This window comes from Roseateles saccharophilus (assembly GCF_004342485.1).
Lineage (GTDB): Bacteria > Pseudomonadota > Gammaproteobacteria > Burkholderiales > Burkholderiaceae_C > Pelomonas > Pelomonas saccharophila.
This window is the reverse complement of the sequence record NZ_SMBU01000028.1, coordinates 1-26,704: the sequence shown is the minus strand read 5'-3', so window position 1 is coordinate 26,704 and position 26,704 is coordinate 1. Positions and strand designations below refer to the sequence as shown.

22 protein-coding genes are annotated in these 26,704 nt (G+C 71.1%); 9 read left to right on the top strand and 13 right to left on the bottom strand.

Going from position 1 to position 26,704, the window contains the following annotated elements:
• Nucleotides 1-2: 2 nt before the first annotated feature.
• The 4 genes from EV671_RS19350 to EV671_RS19335 all read right to left on the bottom strand — a co-directional run bounded on the left by EV671_RS19350 (nt 3) and on the right by EV671_RS19335 (nt 4,765).
• Nucleotides 3-1,919 (bottom strand): potassium transporter Kup, encoded by a 1,917-nt coding sequence (locus EV671_RS19350; protein WP_415840456.1) that lies wholly within the window; start codon nt 1,917-1,919, stop codon nt 3-5.
• 124 nt (nt 1,920-2,043) lie between these two features.
• Nucleotides 2,044-3,495 carry a hypothetical protein gene (locus tag EV671_RS19345; protein ID WP_132574778.1) on the bottom strand — a complete coding sequence of 484 codons (1,452 nt, stop codon included), beginning with the start codon at nt 3,493-3,495 and terminating at the stop codon, nt 2,044-2,046.
• Nucleotides 3,495-4,373 carry an ABC transporter ATP-binding protein gene (locus EV671_RS19340; RefSeq protein ID WP_132574776.1) on the bottom strand — a complete coding sequence of 293 codons (879 nt, stop codon included), beginning with the start codon at nt 4,371-4,373 and terminating at the stop codon, nt 3,495-3,497. Before EV671_RS19340 ends, EV671_RS19345 begins: the two co-directional genes overlap by 1 nt.
• Nucleotides 4,370-4,765 (bottom strand): GntR family transcriptional regulator, encoded by a 396-nt coding sequence (locus EV671_RS19335; protein WP_132574774.1) that lies wholly within the window; start codon nt 4,763-4,765, stop codon nt 4,370-4,372. Before EV671_RS19335 ends, EV671_RS19340 begins: the two co-directional genes overlap by 4 nt.
• A gap of 103 nt (nt 4,766-4,868) precedes the next feature.
• On the opposite strand from EV671_RS19335, the gene EV671_RS19330 reads away from it, so the two are divergent.
• Complete coding sequence (locus EV671_RS19330; protein ID WP_132574772.1) at nt 4,869-5,300, top strand: copper chaperone PCu(A)C; 432 nt, start codon at nt 4,869-4,871, stop codon at nt 5,298-5,300.
• A gap of 41 nt (nt 5,301-5,341) precedes the next feature.
• Here the strand turns inward: EV671_RS19330 and EV671_RS19325 are convergent, their stop codons facing one another.
• The 8 genes from EV671_RS19325 to EV671_RS19290 all read right to left on the bottom strand — a co-directional run bounded on the left by EV671_RS19325 (nt 5,342) and on the right by EV671_RS19290 (nt 14,065).
• A complete protein-coding gene (locus tag EV671_RS19325; RefSeq protein WP_132574770.1) occupies nt 5,342-6,235 on the bottom strand; it encodes an alpha/beta fold hydrolase in 894 nt (297 codons plus the stop codon).
• 79 nt (nt 6,236-6,314) lie between these two features.
• Nucleotides 6,315-6,917, bottom strand: a complete 603-nt coding sequence (locus EV671_RS19320) for an ATP-dependent Clp protease proteolytic subunit (protein WP_132574768.1) — start codon at nt 6,915-6,917, stop codon at nt 6,315-6,317.
• A gap of 28 nt (nt 6,918-6,945) precedes the next feature.
• A complete protein-coding gene (locus tag EV671_RS19315) occupies nt 6,946-7,398 on the bottom strand; it encodes a GFA family protein (RefSeq protein WP_132574766.1) in 453 nt (150 codons plus the stop codon).
• Entirely contained in the window at nt 7,395-8,237 is an 843-nt protein-coding gene (locus EV671_RS19310; protein WP_132574764.1) for an alpha/beta fold hydrolase, read from the bottom strand. Before EV671_RS19310 ends, EV671_RS19315 begins: the two co-directional genes overlap by 4 nt.
• Nucleotides 8,238-8,273: 36 nt before the next feature.
• Nucleotides 8,274-9,917 (bottom strand): wax ester/triacylglycerol synthase family O-acyltransferase, encoded by a 1,644-nt coding sequence (locus EV671_RS19305; protein ID WP_132574762.1) that lies wholly within the window; start codon nt 9,915-9,917, stop codon nt 8,274-8,276.
• Between the two features lie 109 nt (nt 9,918-10,026).
• A complete protein-coding gene (locus EV671_RS19300; protein WP_132574760.1) occupies nt 10,027-10,356 on the bottom strand; it encodes a PspC domain-containing protein in 330 nt (109 codons plus the stop codon).
• A 104-nt stretch (nt 10,357-10,460) separates the two neighbouring features.
• Nucleotides 10,461-12,269, bottom strand: a complete 1,809-nt coding sequence (locus EV671_RS19295; RefSeq protein ID WP_132574758.1) for an ABC transporter substrate-binding protein — start codon at nt 12,267-12,269, stop codon at nt 10,461-10,463.
• Entirely contained in the window at nt 12,266-14,065 is a 1,800-nt protein-coding gene (locus EV671_RS19290; RefSeq protein WP_132574756.1) for an ABC transporter substrate-binding protein, read from the bottom strand. The genes EV671_RS19295 and EV671_RS19290 overlap by 4 nt, the downstream gene beginning before the upstream one ends.
• 155 nt (nt 14,066-14,220) lie before the next feature.
• Here EV671_RS19290 and EV671_RS19285 point away from each other — a divergent pair, with 155 nt between their 5' ends.
• From EV671_RS19285 to EV671_RS19250, 8 genes are all read left to right on the top strand, one after another.
• On the top strand, nt 14,221-15,159 hold the full coding sequence (locus EV671_RS19285; protein ID WP_132574755.1) for an ABC transporter permease: 939 nt from the start codon (nt 14,221-14,223) through the stop codon (nt 15,157-15,159).
• Nucleotides 15,156-16,181 carry an ABC transporter permease gene (locus tag EV671_RS19280; protein ID WP_132574753.1) on the top strand — a complete coding sequence of 342 codons (1,026 nt, stop codon included), beginning with the start codon at nt 15,156-15,158 and terminating at the stop codon, nt 16,179-16,181. The genes EV671_RS19285 and EV671_RS19280 overlap by 4 nt, the downstream gene beginning before the upstream one ends.
• Nucleotides 16,182-16,241: 60 nt before the next feature.
• Nucleotides 16,242-17,939: an ABC transporter ATP-binding protein gene (locus EV671_RS19275; protein ID WP_132574751.1), complete on the top strand. Its 1,698-nt coding sequence runs from the start codon at nt 16,242-16,244 to the stop codon at nt 17,937-17,939.
• Between the two features lie 113 nt (nt 17,940-18,052).
• Nucleotides 18,053-20,164 (top strand): GGDEF domain-containing protein, encoded by a 2,112-nt coding sequence (locus tag EV671_RS19270; RefSeq protein WP_132574749.1) that lies wholly within the window; start codon nt 18,053-18,055, stop codon nt 20,162-20,164.
• Nucleotides 20,161-22,221, top strand: a complete 2,061-nt coding sequence (locus tag EV671_RS19265; protein WP_132574747.1) for a tetratricopeptide repeat-containing diguanylate cyclase — start codon at nt 20,161-20,163, stop codon at nt 22,219-22,221. The genes EV671_RS19270 and EV671_RS19265 overlap by 4 nt, the downstream gene beginning before the upstream one ends.
• Nucleotides 22,218-23,231, top strand: coding sequence for a Bug family tripartite tricarboxylate transporter substrate binding protein (locus EV671_RS19260; RefSeq protein ID WP_132574745.1), 1,014 nt, complete (start codon nt 22,218-22,220; stop codon nt 23,229-23,231). Before EV671_RS19265 ends, EV671_RS19260 begins: the two co-directional genes overlap by 4 nt.
• Nucleotides 23,232-23,256: 25 nt before the next feature.
• Nucleotides 23,257-24,243 (top strand): Bug family tripartite tricarboxylate transporter substrate binding protein, encoded by a 987-nt coding sequence (locus tag EV671_RS19255; protein ID WP_132574743.1) that lies wholly within the window; start codon nt 23,257-23,259, stop codon nt 24,241-24,243.
• Complete coding sequence (locus EV671_RS19250; RefSeq protein WP_132574741.1) at nt 24,243-25,913, top strand: SulP family inorganic anion transporter; 1,671 nt, start codon at nt 24,243-24,245, stop codon at nt 25,911-25,913. Before EV671_RS19255 ends, EV671_RS19250 begins: the two co-directional genes overlap by 1 nt.
• Before the next feature lie 87 nt (nt 25,914-26,000).
• On the opposite strand, the gene EV671_RS19245 is transcribed toward EV671_RS19250, so the two are convergent.
• On the bottom strand, nt 26,001-26,507 hold the full coding sequence (locus EV671_RS19245; protein WP_132574739.1) for a DUF6756 family protein: 507 nt from the start codon (nt 26,505-26,507) through the stop codon (nt 26,001-26,003).
• Between the last annotated feature and the right edge of the window lie 197 nt (nt 26,508-26,704).

Below are 26,704 nucleotides of genomic sequence, written 5' to 3'. Positions count from 1 at the left end.
GCCTACAGCTGCACCTTGGTGCCGAGCTCGACCACCGCGTTGCCCGGCAGCCGGAAGTAGTCCGCCGCGCTGCTGGCATTGCGGCTCATCGTGGCGAACAGGGACTCGCGCCAGTGCACCATGCCGGCGCGCGGCACCAGGGTCTCGCGGCTCAGGAAGTAGCTGGTCTCGGCCGGCTCGGTCTGCAGGCCCTTGGCGCTGCACGAGGCCAGTGCGGCCGGAACGTCGACCTGGTCCATGAAGCCATAGGTCAGCGTCAGCCGCCAGAAGCCCGGCGCCAGGGCCTCCAGGTGGGGGCGCTCGGCCTCGGGCACATAGGGCCGTTCGCAGAAGGTCACGGTCAGCACGACATTGCGCTCGTGCAGCACTTGGTAGTGCTTGAGGTTGTGCAGCAGGGCCGGCGGCACGAGCTCGGGGTTGGCGACGGGGTAGATGGCCGTGCGCGCCGCGCGCGGGCGCTCGGCGTCGCCGAAGCTATGCAGGCTCTCGACGAAGGGCAGCAGCGGCAGGCCCTCGTCGGCGAGGTGGACCTGCAAGGCCTTGCGGCCACGCGCCCAGGTGCTCATCAGCACGAAGAGCAGGCCGCCCAGGGCCAGCGGGAACCAGCCGCCATCGACGATCTTGATCGCGCAGCCGGCCACCAGCAGCGTATCCAGCACGAGGAAGAAGGCCGTCGCGCCCCAGGCCACCGGCGCCGGCAGCCGCCAGCCGTGTCGGATGACGAAGAAGGTCAGCACCGTCGTGATCAACATCGTCAGCGTGACGGCGATGCCGTAGGCGCCGGCCAGCGCCGAGGAGCTGCGGAACAGCAGCACCGCGCCGACGACGCCGGCCAGCAGTGCCCAGTTCACGCTGGCGATGTAGATCTGGCCGGCCTCGGCCGCCGAGGTGTTGCGCACCGGCATGCGCGGCAGAAAGCCGAGCTGGATGGCCTGCTTGGTCATCGAGTAGGCGCCCGAGATGACGGCCTGCGACGCGATGACGGCGGCCGCCGCGGCCAGCACGACGGCGGGCAGTACCAGCGGCGCGGGGAAGAGGCGGTAGAAGGGGTTGTCGATGGCGCCCGGGTCGCCGATCAGCAGCGCGCCCTGGCCGAGGTAGTTCAGCACCAGGGCCGGGAAGACGATGCCCGTCCAGGCGACGCGGATGGGCCTGGCGCCGAAGTGGCCCATGTCGGCGTACAGCGCCTCGGCACCGGTCAGCGCCAGCACGATGGCGCCGACGACGGCGAAGACCTGCCAGCCGCGGCCGGCCAGGAACTCCAGCGCCCGCAAGGGGTTCAGCGCCCCGAGGATGGCCGGTTGCTGGGCGATCTGCAGTGAGCCGGTCACGGCCAGCACGCCGAACCACAGCAGGATGACCGGCCCGAAGATGCGGCCGACGACGTGGGTGCCGTGCTTCTGCACGACGAATAGCAGCACCAGCACGACCAGGGACAGCGGCAGCACATAGCTCGTGAACTGCGGGCTGGCGATTTCCAGGCCCTCGATGGCGCCCATCACCGACACGGCCGGCGTGATGACGCTGTCGCCATAGAACAGCGTCGCGCCGAACACGCCCATCAGCAGCAGGAAGCGGCGCAGCCCGGGGCGGTTGCGAACGGCCTGGGTAGCCAGGGCCGTGAGCGCCAACCCGCCGCCCTCGCCGCGGTTGTCGGCGCGCAGGATGAGGATGACGTATTTCAGCGTGACCACCAGCATCAGCGCCCAGACGATGGCGGAGATCGAGCCGATCACGGCGTCCGGCGCGACGGCGACGCCGGTGGCCGGCGTGAACACCTCCTTGACCGTATAGAGCGGGCTGGTGCCGATGTCGCCATAGACGACGCCGATGGCGCCCAGCGTCAGCGCCGCGAGCCCGTGGCGGGCGGGCGAGTGCGTGGCATCGGTGGAGGAGTCGGGGGCGGTCGTCATCGGCATGGGGGCTAGCATCGCTCAGGCGGCGGCAGCTTGCCACCTTGACCTGTTGCGAGCTTGCAGCCGCCTTGCCAGCCGCGCGATTTGTTGCCTCTTTTCGAGCGATTGCTGGCGGGGCGGCGCGTTTTCAGCCCAGGCGGCCCGCCGGCAGGGGCTGCGGCGCGCGGCAGACCACGCGCCAGCGCCACAGCCCCAGCACGAGGCTGGCGACCACGCTGGCGCCCAGCAGCGCCGCCAGCGGCACGTCCAGCTTCCTGTTGGCGGCGTACATGCCCCAGGCCAGTAGCAGGAAGGCGAGTATCGGCAGCACGGCGGTCCACGACGACGGTGCCTGCATGCGGGCCGGCGCGCGCAGCAGCCAGCTGGCGCTCAGCGGCAGCGCGCCGAAGGCCAGGCACAGCAGGGCCAGGTCGTCAGCCGCCCAGGCCAGCAGGCCCAGGGTCAGCGCCGTCAGGGTCCACGCCAGCAGCGCATGGCGCAGCTGCAGCCAGGCCACGCCGCGGTTCATCGCCGTGCCCTGCGGCATGCCCGGCAGCAGCCTCAACAGCGCCTGCTCGCGGCGGCTTTGCCACAGCATATTGGGCAGTGCAAAGCTCGGGTTGAAGCCCGCGCTCGCAACGCCGATGGCCATGCCGAAGGCGCCCTGCGCCCAGGCCTTGTCCGGGCCCAGGCCGCCCATCGCAAGCAGGAGGCCGAAGCTCAGCGCCGTGATGGCCAGCGCCACCAGCACGCCCAGCCCCTGGCGCAGCCAGTGCTGCTGGCCGTGCAGCACGATCTCGGCCCGCTGCAGCACGCTGGCGGGCGTGGCCCGGGCCCGGGCGAGCACATGCCGCAGCCAGGCCGAGGCCGCGCGCTCGAACGGCTGGCCCAGGCACTCGCCCGGGCGGCCGAAGGTGGCCAGGCCGGCGCGGTTGCCCATCATGCCGTCGCGCGAGGCGCGCCGCATGCGGGCGCGGCGGGCATAGCCCTGGCTGTGCGCCGTGTCGCCGTTGCCGAACAGCCGCGTGATGGACCAGCCCAGCACCAGCAGGCACAGCGCCGCCACCGTCGCGGTCTGCGCCGCCCACAGCTCGCGCAGCAGGCTCCACAGCGGCGCGAGGCGCCGGTCCAGCCCGAAGCCGAAGAACAGCGCCGGCCCGAAGGACAGCAGCATCCACAGCATCCAGGCACGCAGCGCCCAGGCCGTGAACGCCAGCGTGGCTGCGACGATCAGCAGCAGCGCGGGGAAAGGCGGCAGCCGCGACAGGCTCAGCCAGAGCAGCAGCGTGCAGGCCAGCGTCACCGCGGCCCAGGCCGCGAGCGCCAGCTCGCGCAGCCGCTGCAGATGGCCGGGCACGAAGCGAGCGGCATGCGGGTGGTTCTGCAGCAGTAGGCTGCCGGCGACGGCCGTCCACAGCGCGGCCAGGGCCAGCGCGGCGCTGCCGGCCAGCACCGTCGGCCACAGGCCGGGCGCGGCGTAGAGGGCGGCGCCCAGGCCCAGCAGCGTCAGTGCCAGCAGCAGCCGCCGTCCCCAGGGCGCTTCGTGGTCGCGCTGGCGCCAGAAGGCCAGCAGCATCTGGCTGGAGGTGGCGGCGTTCATCAGGTCAGCTCCGCGAATAGGTCTTCGAGGTTGACGGCCTGCGCGTCCAGCGGCGCGCTGACGCCGGCCGGCAGCCGCGCCAGCACGCGTTCGCGGCCGGCCTCCAGCGGCGTGCGCTTGAGCGGCTGGGCACCCAGGCGCGCGAACAGGCCCGCCAGCTCGGTGACGCTGCCGGTGAAGGCGCGCACCTGCTCCAGCAGCTCGTCCAGCGGCGCCTGCAGCGCGATGCGGCCCTCGCTGAGGAAGGCGAGGTTGAAGGCCACGCGCTCCAGGTCGGACAGGATGTGGGTCGAGAACACGACGGTGGTGCCGCGGTCCAGCACCTGGTCGACCAGCTCGCGCAGGAAGTCGCGCCGGCCCACCGGGTCCAGGCTGGCGACGGGCTCGTCCAGCACCAGCAGGTCGGGCTCGTGGGCCAGCGCACGGATGATGGACAGGCGCTGCTGCTGGCCGCCCGAGAGCTTGCGGATGGGCTTGTCGCGCGCAATGTCCCAGCGCGACAGCAGGCCCTCGACCTTGGCCTCGTTCCAGCGCGGGTAGAAGCTCCTGAAATAGGCCAGCAGTTGGGCCGGCGTGAAGGCCTCGAACAGGTCGCTGCTCTGCGGCACATAGCCGATGCGGGCGCGCGCCGCGTCGTCGAGCTGCATGACGTCCTGGCCGAACAGCTGCACCTGGCCCGCCTGCGGTTGGCGCAGGCCCAGCAGGGTCTCCAGCAGCGTCGTCTTGCCCGCGCCGTTGCGGCCCAGCAGGCCGACGACCTGGCCGGGCAGCAGCGTCCAGTCCAGCCCGCGCAGCACGGCGTCGCCGCGGGGGTAGCTCAGGCTGACGCCCGCCAGCGCGGCGCTGGGCGTCTCGGTGTGGGGGAAGTGGGCAGTCATGCTTGGCTCTCGGTGAGGAGTTGGGTGAACAGGGCGATGACCTCGGCCGCCGGCAGCTCCAGCTGGCGGGCCTCGTCGGCGGCCTTCTGCAGAGCGGGGCGCAGCAGCTCGATGCGCGAGGCCGGCGGCTGGGCGCGCCGGTGCTGGGCCGCGACCACCATGGACAGGCCGCGCCGGCGCTCCAGCAGGCCCTCCATCTCCAGCATGGAATAGGCCTTGGAGATGGTCATCGGGTGCACGGCCAGCGCCTGGGCCAGCTCGCGCACCGACGGGATCTCGTCGCCGGCGCTCAGCTGGCCGGCCGCGATGCGCCGGCGCACCTGCTCGATGAGCTGGCGGTAGATGGGCTCGGGCGAGCCGGTGTTGATCTGGACGAAGTGCGCGGCTTCCATGGCTGTCTGACTATGTGTACTAGTACGATAGTACACATGGACAGTGGGGTCAAGCGGCCGGGCTGCGCACAATGGCGGCTCCCGTTGCTGCCGACACACCGCCATGCCCCGCCTGCTCATCACCGCCGCCCTGCTCGCCACCGTGCTCTCCGCCCAGGCCCAGAGCCCCGTCAAGGTCGAGGACGCCTGGGTGCGCGCCACCGTCGCGCCGCAGAAGACCACCGGCGCCTTCATGCAGCTGACGGCGAGCCGGCCGCTCAAGGTCGTCGCGGTCAGCTCGCCGCTGGCGGCGGTGGTCGAGATCCACGAGATGAAGATGGACGGCGGCGTCATGAAGATGCGCGCCGTCGACGCGCTGCCGCTGCCGGCCGGCCAGGCCGTGGCGCTGAAGCCGGGCAGCTACCACGTCATGCTAATGGGCCTGCAGCGCCCCATCCAGGCCGGCGAGACGGTGCCGCTGACGCTGACCGTCGAGGGCGAGGACCGGCAGCGCAGCAGCGTCGAGATCAAGGCCGAGGCGCGTGGCGCGCGCTGACACTTCAGGGCCGTCGCCGCGGTTTGTCCTGACGGGGGTGCTCAGAGCCCGGCGTTTCGCGCCACCGCGTCGGCCAGCCGCGGCCACAGCGGCTCGGGCAGGTCGTGGCCCCAGCCGGGGATGAGTTCCAGCCGCGCGCCCGGGATGCGCTGCGCCAGGTCGTGCGCGGCGGCCACCGGGATCAGCGCGTCGGCCTCGCCGTGGATGACCAAGGTGGGCGCCGTGATGCGTGGCAGGCGCGCGGCGCGATGCGAGTCTGCTGCGATGGCGACGAGCTGGCGCGCCACCGCCTGCGGCCGGAAGGACCGCCGCACGCCGCGTGCGATGCGCTCGCGCAGCGCGCGGGGCTCGGGCGGGTAGGCCGGGCTGCCGATGACGCCGTACAGGCCCACGTAGTGGTCCAGCACGTTCTCCAGCTTCTGCTCCGGCGTGCTTCCGGGGCGCGGTCGCGACAGCAGCGCGCGGCGCACCTTCAGGCTCTCCTTGGGCAGTTGCCGCGCGCCGCTGGTCGTCATCATCAGCGTCAGGCTCTTCACGCGGCCGGCGTGGGCGAAGCCCAGGTGCTGGGCGATCATGCCGCCCATGGACGCACCGCAGACATGGGCCTTGGGCAGCCCCAAGGCGTCCAGCACGCCGACCGCGTCGCGCGCCAGGTCGGCGATCTGGTAGGGCGCCTTCAGCGGCAGCCGCAAGGTGTGCAGCAGCGCCGCCAGCGGGATGTTGGGCAGGCCCAACTGGTCGAAGGGCTGGCTCAGGCCGACGTCGCGGTTGTCGAAGCGGATGACGCGAAAGCCCCTCGCCACCAGCTCGTCCACCAGGCCCTCGGGCCAGGCGATGAGCTGCATGCCCAGGCCCATGATCATCAGCAGCGGCTCGCCGCTGTCCGGGCCGTGGATGTCGACCTCGATGCGGACGCCGTTGGCGCTGACCTGCATCAGGGACCGCCGGGCCGCCCCAAGGGCGCAGACGCCCCCGCGGGGGGCAGGAGGCGAAGCCGACGTGGGGGCACCGTCATCAGCCCAGGTCGGCCTGCTTCTCGATGACGCGCGACACCAGGCCGTATTCGATGGCCTCGCCGGTGCTCATCCAGAAATCGCGCTCGATGTCGGCGGCCACGCGCTCCAGCGGCTGGCCGGTCTCCTTGGCGATGGTGGCGGCGATGCGCTCGCGGGTGCGGATGATCTCGCGGGCCTGAATGGCGATGTCGCTGGCCTGGCCGCCGGCGCCGCCGGCCGGCTGGTGGATCATGAAGCGCGTGTTCGGCAGTGCCAGGCGCCTGTCCTTGGGCGCGGCCAGGTAGATGTGGGTGCCGGCGCTGGCGACCCAGCCGGTGCCGACGGTCGTCACCGGCGCGCGCACGAAGCGGATCATGTCGTGGATGGCGTCGCCGCTCTCCACATGGCCGCCGGGCGAGGAGATCAGCAGCGTGATCGGCGCTTCCGACTCCTGGCTCAGCGCCAGCAGGCGGCGGCAGGTGGCCAGCGCCATCTTGTCGTCGATCTCGCCGAAGACCATGACGAAGCGGCTCTTGAACAGCAGCTGCTCTTCCATCTTCTCGGGGGCGTCTTTCTTGGCGGCGGCCTTGTCATCGGCGGCGGCGAGGGTGTGGTGTTGCATGGTCGGGGTCCGGGTTGAGGGCGCTACCTTACCGCGAGTTGCGCGACGCGGCAGAGGGCTCCACGCCGGACTCGCCGCCGAACCGCGGCAGCTCGTCGCCGAGGGCATGCCAGGCCGCCCTGTGATCGACGAAGTAATGGGCGCTGGGCCGCAGCTCGGGCGACCCGTCCCCCAGCGCGCCCGCGGGCACGCCCAGGATCGTCGGCAGGCGGGCGTCCTCGGAGAAGACGTGGCAGCCGCAGATGCGGCAGAAATGCCGCCTGACGTTGGGCGTGGCCCGGAAGGCGCTCAGCGCCTCGTGGCTGCCGGTGGCGAGGGCGGCCCTCGGGAAGCTCACCCAGGTCGTGAAGGCGGCGCCGCTCAGGCGCCGGCACTGGCCGCAATGGCAATGGACGACGCTCGTCGGGGGCGCGTCGGCCTGCAGGCTCACGGCCGAGCAGTAGCAGCGGATCGAAAAGGTCGTTGGCGCCGCGCGCGTCATGCCGTCTTCGGGCCGGCCGGCGTCCGGTAGAACCACCGCCTCACCCCCTTGGGCTCGAAGTGCTGCCACTGCCCCTCCGGCTGCGCCAGCCGGTCGGCCAGCGCGTACAGCGCGATCGGGTTCACGCCCAGGCCGATGTGGCTGGCCTGGACCTCGATGTTCTCGGCCAGCGGCGAGGGTTCGTTGACGCTGCAGCGCCAGGCGACGACGCCGTCGCTCTTGGAGTAGATGGAGGTCGTCGGCACCGGCGGCGGCTGGCGGATGGCCTCGATCAGCTCGGGGTCGTCGGACGCATGGCCGCTGACCATCTCGAAGAAACGCCAGGCATTGGTTGCGCGCGGGTGACCGGTGAAGGGCGTGCCCAGCGTGACGACGCAGCGCGTCAGCTCCGGGCATTCCTTGGCCAGCTCGCGGGCATAGATGCCGCCCAGGCTCCAGCCCAGCAGGCTGACCTTGCGGTGGTGGCGGCGGTACAGGGCCTGCAGGTCGTGCTTGATCTGCTCCAGCACGCCGGCGCGCGGCCCGAAATTGAAGCCCTGGCCCCAGCCCTGGGTGGCGTAGCCGAGGGAGTCCAGCATGGCGCGCAGCGGAGCCGTGGTGAAGTCGTGCGCCCCCAGGCCCGGGAAGACGAGGACGGGATGGCCATCACCCTGGGGCAGCTTCTTCATCCACGGCATGGTGGTGAGCAGGGCCGCGTACTCCCAGGGCGCGCGGCCCTCCAGCATCAGCAGCCAGGCGTTGGGGGCGCGCAGGTCGGACCAGTCGGGGTGGGGCAGGGTGGCGGGCTGTTGCCAGTGCAGGAAACGGGAAGACGGGCGCGGCGAGTGGGAGGCGGACATGCGGAAAAAACGGGGTCGGGCAGGGCCCGGCCATTGTTAGCCAGCGGCGGCCTTCCTGCGGGCCGTGCTTGCCCGGGGCCGGGGTGTCGCCTTGGCGACGGGTTTCTTGGCCGCCACCTTCTTGGACGGGGCCTTCTTCGCCGCAGCCTTCCTCGCGGTGGGCGCCGGCGCGGGTGCCGCCTCGGCCACGGGCAGGGCCTGGAACTCCATGAAGGCCGCCTCCACATAGGCGGCCAGTTCGGCCGTCTCGGGCAGGGCCTCGCCGCAGGCCATCAGGCCGATGTCCAGCGACTGGTTGTAGGTCTGCACCGTCACGTTCAGCGCCAGGCCGTGCACGGCGATGGACGTGGGGTAGTTGGTCAGCATCTTCGCGCCGGCCAGATAGAGCGGCAGCTGCGGCCCCGGTACGTTGGAGATGACGACGTTGGCGACGACGGGCAGCTTCTCGGCCACCCTGGCGCGGCCGTAGAGCATCGCGCCGGCCTGCATCAGCCAGGGGATGCCCATGGACGGGAAGTCGGTCGGCATCAGGCTCTTGAGCTGGGCCATCTGGGCCTTCATCGCCTTGCTGGACGCCATCACATGGGTCAGGCGCTCGGCCGGGTCGCCCAGCTGCGTGCCCAGGCTCATGAAGGTCATCGTGGCCTGGTTGTTGGACGTGGTGTCGCCGGCCGCGCGCGTGGACACGGGAACGGCGGCGATCAGGCTGCGGCGCGGCAGCGGGCCGTGCTTGGCGAAATAGCGTCGCAGCGCGCCGCCGATGACGAAGAGCACCGCGTCGTTCAGGCTCGCGCCGTGGCGCTTGCGCGTTCGGTTGAGATCGGCCAGCGGCAGCGTGACGCCGGCGAACGAGCGCGTGGCCGACAGGCTGACGTTGAAGCGCGTGCGCGGCGCGGGGCCGAGGCTGGCGACCGACTTCCTGCCGCGCACGACGGCGGTGGTCTGCTCGGCGACGCTGGACAGCAGCGTGCGCAGCTTGTCCACCGAGGCCTCGGCCGCCGCGCCGCCGAGGGACTTGACCGCCATGCCGCCGAGGATGGTGGCCGCGTTGGGCAGGGAGCGCGCCAGCTTGACGGTCTGCTTCCACTGCTGGCCGACCGCCGCGCGCAGCATGCCGACGGTGCCGAGCTGGCCGCGCCTGCGGCCGCGCGCGGCGAGGGTGTCGATGGCGCGGGGCTCGGGGCTGAGGTCGAGGATGACCTGGGCCAGCGCGACCGCGGCCTGGCCGTCCACCGCGGCATGGTGGAGCTGGGTGTAGAGGGCCACGCGCGGCTGGCCCTCGGGGCCGGATTCGAGGCCGGTGAAGACATGGAACTTCCACAGCGGCCGGCTGCGGTCCAGCAGCACCGGGTGCAGCAGGCCGACCTGGGCCTCCAGCTCGGCCATGCCGCTGCCCTGACCGTTCACATTCGGCAGGGCGATCTCCACGATGTGCTCGTCGAGGTCGGGCTCGGCGTCCACCCAGCCGGGGTTGGACAGGCCCAGCGGCATCGCCAGCAGCCGACGGCGCAGGGCCGGCAGCAGCGGCATGCGGGCGCGCATGTGCTCGCGCAGGTCCTCGGCATAGTCGCCGTCGTAGCCGACGGGCAGCTCCAGCAGATGCAGCGCGCCGACATGCATCGGCATCTGCGGTGTTTCCAGATAGAGGAAGCTGGCGTCTAGCCCCGCAAGCTGTTTCATGAGACCACCCCCTACGGCCTGACGGCCGCCCCCTCAAGGGGGCACTGCCGACGGCCCGGCAAAGCCGGTTCCGTGGCAGTCGCTTGAGGAGTCGGCCTTGCGGCCTCTGTTATTCCTCCGGAACGAATATCCAGAGGAGGATGTAGAGGAGTATGCCGCTGCCGAAGGCGAGGAAGAGCACCGTGAAGATCAGGCGCCAGACCCAGGAGTCCAGCCCCGTCGCGCGGGCGATGCCGCCGCAGACGCCGCCCAGCCAGCGGTCCATGCGGCTGCGGCGCAGGCCGTTGACGGCGCCGACATTGGGGCCGGGTGTTGCGCCGGCGGCGCTCGCGGTCGAACCGCTCAGCACGCGGGCCTTGGCCTTGGCGAACTCCTCGTCGTTGAGCACGCCGCGGGCGTGCAGGTCGGCCAGCTTGTTGAGTTCTTCTGCGTCGTTCATTTCATGCTCCTTGCGGTGTTGATGGGGTGAAGCCTAGCGGCCGTGCACATGCGAGCCAGCCGCTTGCGACGGGCCGTCGAAACGATGGGATGCACGCGGTGTTTTCATCGGACAGGCTGCCTGGCGGCGTCGATGTCGACGAACTGCCAGAAGTCCTGCCAGAACAGCGGCCGGTAGAAGCCGCTCATCCAGGGCTGCTCGATGTCGGTGATGACGCGGTGGGCGTGCACCTTGTAGGGCATGTAGGCCACCGTCATGCGCTTGGCCTCGCGGAACAGGGCCTCACGCTCGGGGCCGTCGGGCAGGGCCTGCATGCGGTCGTAGAGCGCGTCGAAGCGGGCGTCCTTGAAGCGTGCCAGGTTCTGCGTGCCGATGGCCGGGCCGTAGTAGAACTGCAGCGCGCCGATGCCGTCCGGCTGGGCGGCCGAGAAGACCACGGGCCACATCTGGTAGTGGCCGGACTGCGCGGCCTTCAGGTTCTCGGGCCACTGCTGCACCTTGAGCTGCAGCTTGATGCCGACCGCGCGTAGCGACTTGTCCCAGAGTTCGTCGATGGCGCGGCTCAGCGAGTTGGCCTCGGTGTTGCGCGTGATGACGAGGGGGCTGCCGTCGGGCAGGTCGCGCCAGCCGTCGCCGTCACGGTCGACATAGCCATACATGTCGAGCAGAGCGCGGGCGCGCGCCGGGTCGTAGTCGCCCATCTCGCTCTTGAAGCTGGCGTCGAAACCGCTGGTGCCGGGCATCAGCGGCGACTGCGCCGGCTCGGCCTGGCCGCGGCGCGCGAGCTGGATCTCGCGCGTCGTGTCGTAGGCCAGCGAGATCGCGCGGCGCAGCGCGACCCGGGCCGGCGCCATGCCGCCGACGACGGGGTCGTCGAGGTTGAAGCAGGTCAGCGTCGAGTCGGGTGCCAGCGTGAACACCGCGTGCATGCCGCGCCTGGCGAGGTTGGGTGCGAGCCTGCGGGCCGGCGCGGCCTGGGTGATGAAGTCCTCGGGCACGCGCTCGATGAAGTCGTGCTCGTTGTTCAGGAAGGCCAGCCAGCGCGGCTGGTTCTCGACAATGATGTCGACGACGACGCGGTCCACCATCGGGATGCGGCGGCCCTTGAACCGGGTGTAGATGGCCTGGGCCTCCGCGTCGCCGGGCGCCGGGCTGGCCTCGTAGCGGCGCTCGCGGTAGCCCGGGTTGCGCTCGAAGACGAGCTGTGAGCTGCGCCGCCAGGCCTTCAGCATGAAGGGGCCGGTGCCGACCGGGTGCTCGGAGATCTTGTCGCCGTAGAACTCGACCACCTCGCGCGCGACGGCGCCGTAGAGGTCGTTGCCGGCGAAGACGGATTCGATCAGGCGTGGCCGCGCCTCGCGTGTGCGGACCTGCAGCGTGTAGCGGCCCGTCGCCTTCAGGCCCTCCACCTCGGCGTCGTAGGGGAAGGGCTTGCCCGACCTGTCCACCTTCTCGCGCAGCTCGTTGAGGCCGACGATGCCCATCTCCTCGTAGCTCGGCCAGGCCGGCGAATTGTTGGCCGGGTCGGCGAAGCGCTTGATGCTGTAGACGAAGTCGGCCGCGGTGACCTCGCGCCGCCGTCCCTTGAAGGCCGGGTCGTCGGCGAAATAGATGCCGGGGCGGACCTGGATGGTGAAGGTCCTGAAGTCGGCGCTGGTCTCGGGCTCGCCGGCGGCGATCAGCGGCACGATGCGTGTCGGCCGCGCCAGCGGGTCGTAGGTGTAGAGGCCCTCGAAGATGTGGCTGGTCAGCGTGCGGGAATAGATGTCGGACACATGGGCCGGGTCCAGGCCGGTCTCGGCGACCTTGAGCGCATAGCGCAGCGTCTTGACCGGCGTCGCGGCGGGCTCGGCCGCGCGGGCCGGTGCGAGCAGGGCGAGGCAGGTGGCGAGCGCGGCGAGCAGGGGTTTCATCGGTGGGCCTTGGGGCTGGCGTCGGTGTCGATGTCGACGTATTTCCAGAAGTCGCGCACGAACAGGTTGCGGCTATAGCCCTTGACCCAGGGCTGGGCCATGTCGGTCCAGATGCGGTGGACGTGGAACTTGTAGGGCGCATAGGCCACCAGCAGGCGCTGGGCGTCCTGCATGACGGCCAGGCGCTCGGGGCCGTCGGGCAGGGCCTTCTGCCGGTTGTACAGCGCCTCGAAGGCGGGCAGGTCGAAGCGCGCGCGGTTGGCGGCGCCCTTGGACTTGCTGGAGCCCATCGCCAGGAAGGTGTCGCCGTCGGGCGTCGTGCCCGTCCAGCCCACGCCCCACATCTGCAGCCTGGCGGCGCTGGAGGCCTTCAGGTTCTCCGGCCATTTGGCCACCTTGAAGCTCATGCGGATGCCGATGGCGTCCATGTTCTTCTGCCACTGCTCGATGAGCTGGCGGCTCTGCGCATCGGGCTGGGTCGCGTACTCGATGCGCAGCGGCGCGCCGTCGGGCAGGTCGCGCCAGCCGTCGCCGTCCCGGTCGACATAGCCATACAGGTCCAGCAGGGCCTTGGCCCTGGCCGGGTCGAACTCGCTCATCTCGGTCTTGAAGCTCGGCGAGCCGCCATAGGCGATCGGCGGCACCGGCCCCTGGCTCGGCACGGCCTGGCCGCGGCGCACGAGGCGGATCTCCCGGTCCAGGTCCACGGCCAGGTTGATCGCGCGGCGCAGCGCGGTCTTCTCCGGCGTGTAGCCGCCGACGACCGGGTCCTCCATGTTGAAGTAGCTGACCCACACGTCCACCCGCGGGTAGCGCTGCATGTGCAGTCCGCGCCGGGCCAGGTGGGGCGCGAGACGGCCGCGGGGCATGGCCTCGCCGGCGAAGTCCTGCGGCACCTCCTCGATGACGTCGAACTCGCCGCGCAGGAAGGACAGCCAGCGCGGCTGGTTCTCCTCGATGACGTCGATCTGCACCCGGTCCACCAGCGGCAGCCTGCGGCCCTGCAGCGCGGCCACCTCGGCCTGCAGCCGCGCATCGGCATCGGGCGGCGCGCTCTCGGCATAGCGGAGGTCGCGGAAGTTGGGGTTCCTCTCGAGCACGATGCGCGAGCTGCGCCGCCACTGCGCGAGCCGGAAGGCATTGGTGCCGACCGGGTGCTCCATGATGTGGTCGCCATAGCGCTCGACGACCTCGCGCGCGACCGCGCCGAAGGTGCCGGCGTCGGCGAAGTTGTCGATGAAGCGCGGGTCGCCCAGGCCCAGCCTGATCTGGAAGGTATAGCGGTCCAGCGTCTTCAGGCCCTCGACCTCGCGGTCGTAGTCGAAGGGCTTGCCGGCCTTCATCAGCTCGCGGCGCAGCTCCGACAGGCCGAGGATCCTGGCGTTCTCCAGCAGATAGAGGTTGCCGCTCTTCCAGCGCGGGTCGTAGTGGCGCTTGAGGGAGTAGACATAGTCCTGCGCGACGAGCTCGCGCTTCCTGCCGCCGAAGGCCGGGTCGTCGGAGAAATAGATGCCGGGCTTGACGCGGAAGGTCAGTGTCCTGAAGTCGGCGCTGACCTCGGGCATGGCCGCCAGCGTGGCCGGGCGCAGCGTGAAGGGGCGGGCGCCGAAGTCGTACTCCAGCGGCGCGTCGAAGATGCCGGCGATCACGTCCTTGGAGTATTTGTCGGACACCTGCACCGGGTCGAAGCCGGTCTCGGCCACGCGGAAGGCGTAGCGCAGCAGCTTGTCGGCGGCGTGCGCGCCCGTCGCGGCGCAGGCCAGCAGCAGGGCGGTCAGCAGGGACGCGAGCTTCATGAGCAGGGGAGGGGGCGGGGCTGGAAAAGCGCGGAGTCTAGTGAAACCGGCAGTCCGCGGAAGCGCGGTGCTCGCATAGACTCCGCCCCGCTTTCCTCGCCACCCCGCTCCCTTCGGCGGGGTTTGCAATTTCTGGAGCCCCGCTGGAGTCCCGAATGGCGGCCTATCTGATCCGTCGCCTGTGGCAAATGATCCCGACCCTGGTCGGCGTCGTGCTGCTGGTGTTCTTCCTGTTCAAGTACTTCGGCGGCGACCCGGCCGTCGCGCTGGCCGGCCTGAACGCCAGCCCCGAGACCATCCAGTCCATCCGCGAGCAGCTCGGCCTGAACAAGCCGGTCTGGGCACAGCTGTGGATCTTCGTCAAGCAGATCGTCAGCTTCGACTGGGGCAAGAGCTGGGCCACGCAGGAGCCGGTGGGCCACCTGTTCGCCACCCGCCTGCCGGCCACGCTGACGATCACGCTGCCCATCCTCTTCCTCGAGGTGCTGCTGGCCGTGCCCTTCGCGCTGGCCGTTGCCACCGTGCGCGGCAGCCTGACCGACCGCGCCGTGATGATCTGCTCGACGGTGGCGGTGTCGGTGTCGCTGCTGGTCTACGTCATCCTGGCCCAGTACGTCTTCGCCTTCCGCCTCGGCTGGTTCCCGGTGCAGGGCTGGACGGGCAACCACTGGACCAACCTGACCACCTATGCGCCGCTGCCCGTGCTCGTCGCGGTGATGGTGTCGATGGCGCCGCAGATCCGCCTGTACCGCAGCTTCTTCCTCGACGAGATCGGCCACGACTATGTGCGCACCGCGCGCGCCAAGGGCATGACCGAGGGCGTCGTACTGCTGCGCCACGTGCTGCGCAACGCGATGATCCCCATCCTCACCAATGTGTCCGTGCTGCTGCCGGGCGTGCTGGTCGGCTCCTTCCTGCTCGAGGTCTTTTTCTCCATCCCGGGTCTGGGCCGCGAACTGCTGCTGGCCGTCAACCGCAGCGACTACCCCGTCATCCAGGCCTTCGCGATCTATCTCGCGATGCTGACGATGACCGTCAATCTCGTCGTGGACATGCTCTACAAGCTCGCCGACCCGCGAGTCGTTCTGAAATGAGCGCGACCCTCTCCTCTTCCGGCGGCGTCTGGGCCGCCTCCTGGCGGCGCCTGAAGACCGACCGCGTCGGCATCGCGTCGATGGGCATCGTCGCCGCCTTTCTCGTGCTGGTGCTGCTGGCCGCGGCCGGCATCGTCGCCGCGGGTTGGCAGAAGGAGGTCGGCGTGCCCAATGCGCCTCCCACCGTCGTCGGCCCGCAGCCGCCCGAGGACACCGGCGTCATCGTCGCGCCCAAGGGCCCCAACGTCGACCTGTCCGACATCGACCCGCTGGCGCCCCGCTATGCCGAATGGGCCGAGCGCGCCAAGGCCTTCAAGACCGAGGAGACGCCCAAGTCCGAGACCCTGCCGCTCGGCGGCGACCGCCTCGGCCGCGACGTGCTGGCCAAGGTCGTCAAGGGCGCCGAGGTGTCCATCTTCGTCGGCCTGGCCGCGGCCCTGGCCGCGACGCTGATCGGCACCGTGCTGGGCGCGCTGTCGGGCTTCTTCGGCGGCAAGGTGGGTGACGCGCTGGAGTGGGTCTACAACGTCTTCACGGCCATTCCCAACATCCTGTTGATCTTCGCGTTCGCGGCCGTCGTGCACCGCGGTGTCGGCTCGGTCGTGCTGATCCTCGCGCTCACGGGTTGGACCGGCATCTACCGCCTGATCCGTGCCGAGTTCATCAAGCATCGCGTGCGCGAATACGTGCGCTCGGCCGAGGCCATAGGCGCCAGCCCCTGGTCGCGCATGTTCAGGCACATCCTGCCCAATGTGTCGCATGTGGCGCTGGTGCAGCTGTCGCTGCATGTCGTCGGCTTCATCAAGAGCGAGGTCATCCTGAGCTATCTGGGCCTGGGCGTCGGCGTGGACCAGGTCTCCTGGGGCACGATGCTCAGCGAGGCGCAGAACGAGCTCATCCTCGGCTACTGGTGGCAGCTCGCCGCCGTGACCGCCTTCATGGCCGTCTTCGTCACCGCGTTCGCGCTGTTCACCGATGCGCTGCGCGATGCGCTCGACCCGAAGCTGCGAGGTCTTGAGTAATTGCGGGTCAGACCGCCCGAGCGAAGCGAGTAGTTCTGACCCCAACTGACTGAGGCATTTATGTTGTTGAGCATCCAGGACCTCAAGGTCGCCTTCCGCATGGGCAAGGCCGACGGCCTCATGCAGCGCCAGCTGGCCGTCAAGGGCGTCAGCTTCGACGTGCCGGAGAACAGCACGGTGGCCCTGGTGGGCGAGTCCGGCTCGGGCAAGAGCGTGACGGCCATGTCCATCCTCAACCTGCTGCCGAGCAACGCCGAGCGCGAGGGCCGCGTGCTGTTCCAGGGCCGCGATCTGCTGCACAGCAGCACGCGCGAGCTGCAGGCCATCCGCGGCAAGGACATCGCCTGCGTCTTCCAGGACCCGATGAGCTCGCTGAACCCGGTCTTCGACGTGGCCACGCAGATCTGCGAGCCGCTGATGAAGCATATGGGCCTGAGCCGCCGCCAGGCCCTGGCGCGTGCCGAGGAGCTGCTCAACGAGGTCGGCATCCCGGAACCGAAGCGGCGGCTGAAGGCCTATCCGCACGAGATGTCGGGCGGCCAGCAGCAGCGCGTGATGATCGCCGTGGCCCTGGCCTGCAGCCCGAAGCTGCTGATCGCGGACGAGCCGACGACGGCGCTGGACGTGACCATCCAGCGCCAGGTCATGGAGCTGCTGGCGCGGCTCAAGCAGAGCCTGAAGATGAGCCTGCTCTTCATCTCGCACGACCTCGGCGTCGTCGGCGAGATCTCGGACCAGGTCGTCGTGATGCGCCACGGCCAGGTGCGCGAGAACGCGCCGGTCGAGAAGATCTTCAACGACCCGCAGGACGCCTACACCAAGGCCCTGCTGGCCTGCCGGCCGTCGCTGGCCGGCAACCCGGCGCGGCTGATAGTCATCGACGACCACATTGCCGGCCGCAGCGCGGCCACCGAGACCAAGGCCAAGGACCCGGATGCCCCGGTGGTGCTGGAGGTCAGTGGCCTGCACAAGAGCTTCTGGCTGAAGGACGGCCTGTTCGGCCGGCGCGAGTTCAAGGCGGTCAAGGGCGTCAGCTTCCAGCTGAAGCGTGGCCACACGCTGGGCGTCGTCGGCGAGTCCGGTTCGGGCAAGACGACGATGGGCCTGGCCCTGCTGCGCCTGCACGAGCAGGGCGGCGGCACGATGGGCGGCCAGGCGCTGTTCGACGGCCGCGACCTGCTGAAGATGAACGGCGCCGACTGGCAGCAGATGCGCCGCCGCATCCAGGTCGTGTTCCAGAACCCCTATGCCTCGCTGAACCCGCGCTTCACCATCGCCCAGACGCTGCGCGAGCCGATGGAGATCCACGGCATCGGCGCGAACGCGGCCGAGCGCGAGGCCACGGCCATCGCGCTGCTTCGGCGCGTGGGCCTGGACGAGGGCGCGATGGCCAAGTACCCGCACGAGTTCTCGGGCGGCCAGCGCCAGCGCATCGCCATCGCGCGCTGCCTGACGCTGCGGCCCGAGGTGCTGGTGCTGGACGAGGCCGTGTCGGCGCTGGACGTGTCGGTGCAGGCCCAGGTGCTGAACCTGCTGAAGGATCTGCAGGACGAGTTCGGCCTCAGCTACATCTTCATCAGCCACGACCTGGCCGTCGTCAAGTTCATCTCCGACGAGGTGCTGGTGATGCAGAACGGCGATGTCGTCGAGCAGGCCGCCACGGCCGAGCTGGTCGCGGCGCCGCGCCAGGAGTACACGCGGCGGTTGCTGGGCGCCGTGCCGCGCGGCTACCAGGGGCAGGTGGCTCAGGTGGGCTGACAGCGTTTGCGCGTGCAATTTGAACGGACTTTTCAGTGAATCGTGCTCCTGGCATGCTGAACCGCGCTGAAATCCGGCCGGAGGGCCAACCTCCCCCTGCACCCGCCGCTGCGATGCACCGATCCCTGGCTTCCCGATTCATGCTCTGCGTGGCGCTGTCGGCGCTGGCGCTGCTGGCCGCCTGTTCGCGCGGCGGCGGCAGCGCGCCCGCCGGCCCGGCGGCCGGCGCGTCGGCGCCGACCGATGCCGTGTTGGCCCAGGATCTGGAGCGCATCGAGCGCGCCGCGCTGGCCCGCCCCACCCAGTTCGCGCAGGAGCTGCGTGCGCGTGGCGAAGCCCTGCCCGCCGGCAGCGCCGCCCAGCTCGATGTCGTCGCGCTGCGTGGCCTGCTCGCCGCGCTGAGCCGCGACCGCGCGCTGAGCGAGCAGCTGGCCGAGCAGCTGCGCCGCTGGCCGGACGGCGGGCTGCGCGCGACCGCTGCGGTCGCCGCGGCCAGCATCGATGCCGAATACGTGCGCCAGAACGGCGACCTGCGCGAGGCGCGCAAGCTGCTGCTGGCGGTCGACGGGCCCCAGGTCAATGGTGCCGGGGCGGTCTACCGTTGGCGCTACTACCACCAGCTCGCCGCCATCAGCGGCGACGCCGGCGAGCTCGACGCTTCGCTGGGCTATGGCCATGCGGCGCTGCGCCTGGCCGAGCAGCTCGGCCAGCCCTGGCGTCAGGCCCTGGCCCTGATCGACCTCGCCTTCACGACCTACCGTGCCGACACGCCGGCGCGGGCGCGCCAGATCGCCGCCCAGGCCCTGGCCGAGGCCCAGAAGGACCCCGACCCGATGACGCTGAACCGCGTCTACACGATGCGCGGCATCCTGTACTCGGACGAGGGCGGCGACCCCGACATCGTGCTGCAGGCCTGGTCGGACGCCCTCGACCAGGCGGTGCGCGCCGGCGCCGACTCGGTGCGCGCCCTCAACCTCGCCAACCTGGCCGACTACCACCTGCACCAGCGCCACCCGGCGCGCGCGCTGGAGGTGGCCGAGCAGGCCCTGCCGCTGGCGCGCGCGGCACGCAACACCGGCGCTGAGAGCGTGGCACGCGCCAACATCGGTCTGGCCAAGATCGCGATGGGCCGCGTCGCCGAGGGGCGCGACGACGTGCGCGCCGCCACCACGCTGGACGAGCAGCAGGGCGCGCTCGCCTATGCGTCGGCCGGCTGGAAGGAGCTGGGCGAGTACCTGGAGCGGGCCGGTGACCTGGCCGGTGCCGTCGCGGCCTACCGCGAGCACCGCCGCCTGAGCGACCGCGTGCTGCGCGACGAGACCCGCAAGCTGCTGCTGGAGGCCCAGGAGCGCCAGGACGCCGAGCAGCGCGCCCGCGACATCGAGCTGCTCAACCGCGACAACGCGCTCAAGTCAGAGAAGGTCCACCAGCGCAACCTCGCGCTGGCGCTGTGGTCGGCCCTGGGCGGCTGCGTCGTCGTGTCGCTGGGCCTGCTCTGGCAGGCCTTCCGGCGCGTGCGCCGCACCAACGAGGCCCTGGCCCACAGCAATGCATCGCTGAAGCGCCAGAGCGAGACCGACCCGCTCACCGGGCTGGCCAACCGCCGCCATTTCCAGGCGGCCATCAAGAGCTTGTCCGGCCAGGGCGGCCTGTCGGCCAGCGTCTTCCTGATCGACATCGACCACTTCAAGCGCATCAACGACGGCTTCGGCCATGCGGCCGGCGACACCGTCCTCGTCGAGATCGCGCAGCGGCTGCGCCAGGCCGTGCGCGACGACGACCTCATCGTGCGCTGGGGCGGCGAGGAGTTCCTCATCGTCGCGCGCACCCGCGAAGGCATGTTCGCGCCCCAGCTCGCGCAGCGCCTGCTCGACCTGATCGGCGGCCGGCCGGTGCGCCACGAGGGCCGCGACATCGACGTCACCGCCTCCATCGGCTTCGTCAGCCTGCCCATCCCGCCCTACGGCCTGCGCCTGTCCTGGGAGCGCGCCATCGACCTCGTCGACACCGTCATGTATCTCGCCAAGGCCCATGGCCGCAACAAGGCCTATGGCGTCGACCGCATCCAGGCCGAGGACGCGCTGGCAGCCGCCCAGCTGACGGCCCGGATCGAGTCCGCCTGGAGCGAAGGCCTCGTTGGCCTGCAGCTGCTCAGCGGCCCCGCCGCCGCGCGCGCGGCCGGCGAAATCCAGATCGGCGGCTCCAGCGCCGCCGCGAGCGCATGAACCAGCCCGGCCGCACCCTGATCGCCACGCTGGCCCTGGCCCTGGCCCTGGCCGCCGCCGTGCCGGCCACGCCCGTCACCGCACCCGACCCGGCCAGCGAGGACAACTGGCTGGCCGACCTCACGCGCCGCGCCTTCGACGACCCCGACGGCATGCTCGCCGAGCTGCAGCGGCGCTGGCCGACCCAGGCCGAGCCCGGGCAGCCGCGCGAGGCCGCCTGGCTGCTGGCGCGCGGCCGCGTGCTGCTGGCTGCCGGCCAGCTCGAGGCGGCCGATGCCGTCGCCGTGCAGCTGATGGGCCGGCCCGATGGCGTGGACCGCAGCTGGCTGCTGCGTGCCCTGGCCCAGGAGCGTGCTGGCAAGCCCGGCGGCGCGCTGGCCGCGCGCGCCCTCGGTGGCCTGGATGCCCGCTGCCCGACCGGCGACGAGATGCGCGCGGTGCGCGAGCTGGGCTGCGACTTCCGCAGTGCCTGGGAGGCCCTGCGCATCATCCAGCGCGACCAGGCCAGCCAGGGCGAGCTGGTCGCTTCCGAGGCCAGCACGCGCCGCGGCCTGGCCCTGGCCCGGGCCGGTGGCGACAAATACCTGGTCGTGCAGAGCCTGGGCCTGCTGGCCACCGTGCTGCAGGCCCAGGAGCATGGCGACGCGGCGCGCGCCGAGCTGCACGCCGCCGAGGTCGAGGCCCAGGGCGACCCGCTGGCCGGCGCCCGCGTGCGCAACGCCCAGGCCGTCGTCGAGCGCCGCGCCAACGACATCGGCGCCGCGCGCAGCGCGCTGGAGGGGGCGCTGCTGCTGGCCGAGCAGGCCGGGGCCCTGCATTTCGCCGCCATGATGCGCTCCAACCTCGTCGACGCCTATATGCACCAGGGCCAGTTGAAGGAGGCGCTGGCCGTCGGCCAGAAGGCGCTGCCGGTGCTGCAGCGCTTCCACGACCGCTATTTCGAACGCCTGCTGCACCACAACCTCGCCGTCGCCCACATCAAGCTGCACCAGTTCGACACCGCGCGCCAGGAACTCGCCAAGGTCGGCGAGTTCGGCATCGACCCGGCCGCCCTCGCGCAGCGCGCCCGCGAGCTGCGCGAGCTCGGCGACACCTGGGCCGAGGCCGGCCAGTACAAGGAGGCGCTGGCCGCCTTCGCCGGCGAGCGCGACCTGAACGCCCGCGCCAACGAGCGCAACCGCGCCTCCGCGCTCGAGGAGCTGCGCCGAAAGTACGACAGCGCCGCCAAGCAGCGCGACCTCGACCTGCTGGCCCGCGACGGCCAGCTCAAGGACCAGCAGCTCGAGAATCAGAAGCTCGCGCAGCAGGTCGGCATCGCCGTCGGCGCGCTGCTGCTGCTGTCGCTGGGGCTGATCGCCGTCACGCTGCTGCGCATGCGGCGCGCGCAGGCCCGCCTCACGGCCAACCAGAGCCTGCTGCGCGCGCAGAGCGAGCGCGACCCGCTGACCGACCTGTCCAACCGGCGGCATTTCCTCGCCGTCATGGAGCAGCGCAGCCAGGAGGCCGACGCCGAAAGCCGCGCGGAGGGCTTCCACGGCGCGCTGATGATGATCGACATCGATCACTTCAAGAACGTCAACGACTGGCATGGCCACGCGGCCGGCGACGCCGTCATCGTCGAGGTCGCGCGCCGCATCCGCGCCGCCGTGCGCGACACCGACCTCGTCGTGCGCTGGGGCGGCGAGGAGTTCCTCGTCTTCGCACCCGAGCTGCCCGGCAGCGACCTCGCCCAGATGGCCGAGCGCATCCTGCGCGGCATCGGCGTCGAGCCCATCCCGACGAGCGAGGGCCCGCTGCGCGTCACCGTTTCCATCGGCTTCGCCAGCTTCCCGCTCGGCGGCTCGGCCGGCCCGGGCCTGCGCCTGCACTGGGAGCAGGCCGTCAACTGGGCCGACATGGTGCTCTACAAGGCCAAGGCCGAGGGCCGCAACCGCGCCGTCGGCATCACTGCCGTCGACGCCCCCGATGCCGACCTGCTGGCCTCGCTGCTGCAGGACTTCGACGCCGCCTGCCTGAACGGCCAGGTGCGCCTGAAGCTGCTGCTGGGGCCGGCATGAGGCCGGGGCTTCCGTCGCGCCGCAGCCTGCTGCTGTGGCTGGCCGGTACTGCCGCGTCGCGCGCCGGCGCCCAGCCCGGCGCGGTACCCGCCTGGCCGAACCGGCCGCTGCGCCTCGTCCTGCCCTTCGGGGCTGGCGGCGCAGCCGACTTCGTCGTGCGGCTGTTCGCGGCGGAGCTGCAGCGCGGCCTGGGCCAGCCCGTCCTTGTCGACAACCAGCCCGGCGCCCACGGCAACATCGCCTGCGCCGAGGTCGCCGGCGCGAGCGACGGCCACACGCTGCTGATCGGCACCGTCGGCACGCATGCGATCAACCCCGTGCTGTCGCGGCGCCTGCCCTACGACGCGGTGCGCGATTTCGCGCCCATCGGCCTCATCGCGGGCGCGCCGCTTGTGCTCGTCGTCAACGTCGGCGTCGCGCGCAGCCTGGGCGTGCGCAGCGTCGCCGACCTGCTGCGTGTCGCTGCGGCAAGGCCAGGGCGGATGAACATCGCATCGGGCGACAACGGCAGCCCGGCCTACCTGGCCGGCGAGCTTTTCAAGCGCCTGGGCCAGATCGATCTGCTGCACTATCCCTACCGCAGCGTGGCGTCTGCACGGCAGGACGTCATTGCGGGGAATATGGATCTGATGTTCGACGACCTGCCCTCGGCCCTGCCGCGGATCAAGGCCGGCAAGCTCGTCGCGCTGGCCGTGGCGGGTGCACGGCGCAGCCCCAGCCTGCCCGACCTGCCCACCGTCGAGGAGGCCGGCGGTGAGGCGCTGAAGGGCTTCGAGGCCAGCGCCTGGGTCGGCCTGTTCGCGCCCGCCAGCCAGCCGCCCGAACAGATTGCGCGCCTGCAGCACGACGCCGCCGCCGCGCTGGCCCAGCCGGGGCTGCGCGAGCAGATGAACGCGCTGGGCCTGCAGCCCCAGGGCGGTGGCGCGCGCGACTTCGCCGCGCTGATCGCCACCGAGACCGCCAAATGGGCGCGGATCGCGCAGCTGTCCGGCGTGAAAGTCGACCGCTGAACCCCATGACCGAGAGGAGACCGCCATGGCATTGAATCGGCGCCAGATCACCGCGCTCGCAACCAGCCTCGCGCTGCCCGCCTTCGCCCAATCCGCCTGGCCGAGCCGGCCCATCCGCCTCATCGTGCCTTTCACGCCCGGCGGCACCACCGACCTGCTGGCGCGCGCGCTGGCGCCCGAGCTGCAGCAGCGCCTGGGCCAGCCGGTCGTCGTCGAGAACCGCGCTGGCGCCGGCGGCAACATCGGTGCGGCCGAAGTCGCCAAGGCCAGCGACGGCCACACGCTGCTGATGGGCACGGTCGGTACGCACGCGATCAACGCGGCTCTCTACCCGCGGCTGCCCTACGACCCGGTGAAGGACTTCGCGCCCGTCACGCTGGTCGCCGCGGTGCCCAATGTGCTGGTGCTCAACCCCGCCAACGCGGCGCGTTATGGCATCAGGAGCGTCGCCGACCTGGCCCGTGTCGCGCGCGCCAACCCCGGCAAGCTCAACATGGCCTCCAGCGGCAACGGCACCTCCATCCACCTGGCCGGCGAGCTCTTCAAGAGCATGACCGGCAGCTACATGCTGCACTTCCCCTATCGCGGCTCGGGCCCGGCCCTGCTGGATCTGGTGGCCGGCAACATGGACCTGATGTTCGACAACCTGCCCTCCGCCTTACCGCAGATCAAGGCCGGCAAGCTGTTGGCCCTGGCCGTCACCGGCGCACAGCGCAGCCCGGCCGTGCCCGATCTCCCCACCATCGCAGAGGCCGGCGGCCCCGCGCTCAAGGGCTACGAGGCCAGCTCCTGGTTCGGCCTGCTGGCCCCCAGCAGCCAGCCCGCCGAGCAGGTCGCGCGCCTGCAGCGCGAGGCGGCCGCGGCGCTGAACACGCCGGCGCTGCGCGAGCGCCTGGCCAGCCAGGGCGCTGTCGCTGGCGGCGGCTCGTCGGCCGAGTTCGCCGCGTTGATCGCTGCGGAAACCGCCAAGTGGGCGCGGGTCGTCAAGGTGTCGGGCGCGAAGGTCGATTGATGGACAACAAGACCTCGCACTGGCGCGCCGACCTGATGGCCGGCGCGGTCGTTGCCGTGCTGCTGATCCCGCAGAGTCTGGCCTACGCGATGCTGGCCGGCCTGCCGCCGCAGGTGGGCCTGTACGCCAGCCTGCTGCCGCTGCTGGCCTATGCGGCCCTGGGCTCCAGCCCGGTACTGGGCCTGGGCCCGGTGGCGGTGCTGGCGCTGATGATCGCCCAGGCCCTGGGCGGGCTGCCGGCCGGCGTGTCGGCAGAGGCCGGCGCGCTGGTGCTGGCCGCCGAGGTGGGCGGCGTCCTCGGCCTGGCCGCGCTGCTGCGCCTGGATGCGCTGGCCTCGCTGCTGTCGGTGCCGGCGCTGCGCGGCTTCGAGAACGGCGCGACGCTGATGATCGCGGCCGGTCAGCTGCCCGTGCTGCTGGGCAGCGCGGCCACCGGCTTCACGCTGCCCGACTTGTTGCGCTCGGCGCCGCATGGCGGCCTCAATCCGCTCAGCGCGGCCTGGGGCGGCGTGGCCATCGTGCTGCTGTTGCTGTCGCGGCGCGCGGGCTCCAAGCTGCTGGCGCGGCTGGCGCCGCTGCTCCTGCTGGTCACGGCGATGCTGCTGTCGGCCTTCACGCCGGCCTCTGGCGGCGTGGCCCAGGTCGGCGCGCTGCCGTCGCTGGCCGTGCCGCTGGGCCTGCCGCCGCCGGACGCGGCGCTGTGGCTGCAACTGCTGCCCAGCGCGGCCCTGGTCGCGCTGATGGCCTTCGTGTCCAGCCTCGCCGTGTCGGAGTCGCTCGCGCAGCGCCGCGGCGAGAAGCTGCTGCCGGCGGCCGAGCTGCGCGGCCTGGCGGCGGCCAACGTCGTCGCTTCGCTGACCGGCGGCATGCCGGTGGCCGGCAGCTTCTCGCGCAGCATCCTGCTGCACGAGGCCGGCTCGCACAGCCGCTGGAGCCTGGTCTTCGTCGCCGGCTTCATGTTCCTTGCGATGCTGATGCTGGCCGGGCCGCTGGCCCACCTGCCCAAGCCGGTGCTGGCGGCCACCATCGTCGTCGCCGTGCTGGGCGGCTTCACGCTGGGCCACTACGGCGAGGCCTGGCGCTATGCGCGGGCCGAGGGGCTGCTGATGGCGGCCGTCACGGCGGCCGTGCTGCTGTGGAGCATTGGCGCGGCGCTGGCCATCGGCGTCGTCGGGTCCGTCGCGCTGCTGATCCAGCGCACCGCGCGGCCACATGTCGCGCGCATCGGGCGCGTGCCGGGCACCCAGCATTTCCGCAATGTCGAGCGCTTCGCCGTCGAATGCCGGCCCGAGGTCGTCGGCCTGCGCATCGACGAGAGCCTGGTGTTCACGAACGCGCGCGGCCTGGTCGACGTCGTGCTGGCCCATGTGCGCGAGCACCGCCGCGGCGTCGGCGAGCCGCAGCGCGTGCTGATGCTGATGGCGCCGGTCAACCACATCGACGTGTCGGGCCTCGTGGCGCTGCAGGAGCTGCGCGGCGCACTGGCGGCCGAGGGCCTGAGGCTGGAGTTCTCCGAGGTCAAGGGCCCGGTGCTGGACCGCCTCAAGGCCATTGGCTGGCTGGAGCACTACGACGTGTCCCTCTACCTCAGCCACCACGAGGGCATGCAGGCAGGCGAGCATGCGCTGCGGCCCAGCCTGGCGGACCACGATGCGCCGGGGCAGTTGTAGGGGCGGTAGGGAGTGGCTGGGACGGCTTTCGACCCTGAGCAGCCGTCGACTTCGCTGATTTGGTCGCCCGTTAGCAGACGCTAAACGTCACCGATCAGCCGAGCGGCTGGTGGAGGTCGGATGAAGCTGTCTTGACAACTTGGAGAGCTTGGTTGCCATCTCTTCACCACTTGCGATGAGCAAGCCGTGGTGGTTCTCGCAAATCAGCCAGTCGCAATTCTTTGAAACGATGTAGTACTCGACGTGCGGCATTTCCCCAAGTGCAGCGTAGATCACGTCGACCGTGGATTCGTAGAGCCAGAAATTGCCGTGCTTCTTGGAGCCGGTGAGTTCTTCGACCACGAACCAAACGACCTCGTCCCGCGGAATTAGCAGATGAAGCGCCTGCAATGGGGCGTTCGGCTGGAAGCTAGCGACGGGCTCACGGAGCGACTCCCACCACCAGAGCGCGTTTGTTGCACGCCTAGGAAGCAAAGTTCGAACGGAAATGATGCGTTCAAGAATGTCTTGGTAACGATGCGGCTCAACAAGAGTGAGCTGTCGCTCCAGGCCAAGCGCCTTTGAGGCGTCCGTAAGCAAGTCGCGACTCGTCATGGGCGCAGAGCCTACGCGAAACCCGGCATCGGCGAGAGACGGTTCATGGCCGCATGCCGCCCTGGGCGATTCATCGCGCCTTCAACAGCAGAGCCTTGGCCACTGAGCAACCCAACCCCGCATGCGGGCCAGGTGTCCCTGAAGAAACGACGATGAGCTACAAGGTGGACGGCAGCGCCGAGATGACCGACACGTCA

Bases quoted from the DNA above. Each gene is read 5' to 3' on its own strand.
- EV671_RS19350 (WP_415840456.1), bottom strand. From the start codon at position 1,919: ATGCCGATGACGACCGCCCCCGACTCCTCCACCGATGCCACGCACTCG.
- EV671_RS19345 (WP_132574778.1), bottom strand. From the start codon at position 3,495: ATGAACGCCGCCACCTCCAGCCAGATGCTGCTGGCCTTCTGGCGCCAG.
- EV671_RS19340 (WP_132574776.1), bottom strand. From the start codon at position 4,373: ATGACTGCCCACTTCCCCCACACCGAGACGCCCAGCGCCGCGCTGGCG.
- EV671_RS19335 (WP_132574774.1), bottom strand. From the start codon at position 4,765: ATGGAAGCCGCGCACTTCGTCCAGATCAACACCGGCTCGCCCGAGCCC.
- EV671_RS19330 (WP_132574772.1), top strand. From the start codon at position 4,869: ATGCCCCGCCTGCTCATCACCGCCGCCCTGCTCGCCACCGTGCTCTCC.
- EV671_RS19325 (WP_132574770.1), bottom strand. From the start codon at position 6,235: ATGCAGGTCAGCGCCAACGGCGTCCGCATCGAGGTCGACATCCACGGC.
- EV671_RS19320 (WP_132574768.1), bottom strand. From the start codon at position 6,917: ATGCAACACCACACCCTCGCCGCCGCCGATGACAAGGCCGCCGCCAAG.
- EV671_RS19315 (WP_132574766.1), bottom strand. From the start codon at position 7,398: ATGACGCGCGCGGCGCCAACGACCTTTTCGATCCGCTGCTACTGCTCG.
- EV671_RS19310 (WP_132574764.1), bottom strand. From the start codon at position 8,237: ATGTCCGCCTCCCACTCGCCGCGCCCGTCTTCCCGTTTCCTGCACTGG.
- EV671_RS19305 (WP_132574762.1), bottom strand. From the start codon at position 9,917: ATGAAACAGCTTGCGGGGCTAGACGCCAGCTTCCTCTATCTGGAAACA.
- EV671_RS19300 (WP_132574760.1), bottom strand. From the start codon at position 10,356: ATGAACGACGCAGAAGAACTCAACAAGCTGGCCGACCTGCACGCCCGC.
- EV671_RS19295 (WP_132574758.1), bottom strand. From the start codon at position 12,269: ATGAAACCCCTGCTCGCCGCGCTCGCCACCTGCCTCGCCCTGCTCGCA.
- EV671_RS19290 (WP_132574756.1), bottom strand. From the start codon at position 14,065: ATGAAGCTCGCGTCCCTGCTGACCGCCCTGCTGCTGGCCTGCGCCGCG.
- EV671_RS19285 (WP_132574755.1), top strand. From the start codon at position 14,221: ATGGCGGCCTATCTGATCCGTCGCCTGTGGCAAATGATCCCGACCCTG.
- EV671_RS19280 (WP_132574753.1), top strand. From the start codon at position 15,156: ATGAGCGCGACCCTCTCCTCTTCCGGCGGCGTCTGGGCCGCCTCCTGG.
- EV671_RS19275 (WP_132574751.1), top strand. From the start codon at position 16,242: ATGTTGTTGAGCATCCAGGACCTCAAGGTCGCCTTCCGCATGGGCAAG.
- EV671_RS19270 (WP_132574749.1), top strand. From the start codon at position 18,053: ATGCACCGATCCCTGGCTTCCCGATTCATGCTCTGCGTGGCGCTGTCG.
- EV671_RS19265 (WP_132574747.1), top strand. From the start codon at position 20,161: ATGAACCAGCCCGGCCGCACCCTGATCGCCACGCTGGCCCTGGCCCTG.
- EV671_RS19260 (WP_132574745.1), top strand. From the start codon at position 22,218: ATGAGGCCGGGGCTTCCGTCGCGCCGCAGCCTGCTGCTGTGGCTGGCC.
- EV671_RS19255 (WP_132574743.1), top strand. From the start codon at position 23,257: ATGGCATTGAATCGGCGCCAGATCACCGCGCTCGCAACCAGCCTCGCG.
- EV671_RS19250 (WP_132574741.1), top strand. From the start codon at position 24,243: ATGGACAACAAGACCTCGCACTGGCGCGCCGACCTGATGGCCGGCGCG.
- EV671_RS19245 (WP_132574739.1), bottom strand. From the start codon at position 26,507: ATGACGAGTCGCGACTTGCTTACGGACGCCTCAAAGGCGCTTGGCCTG.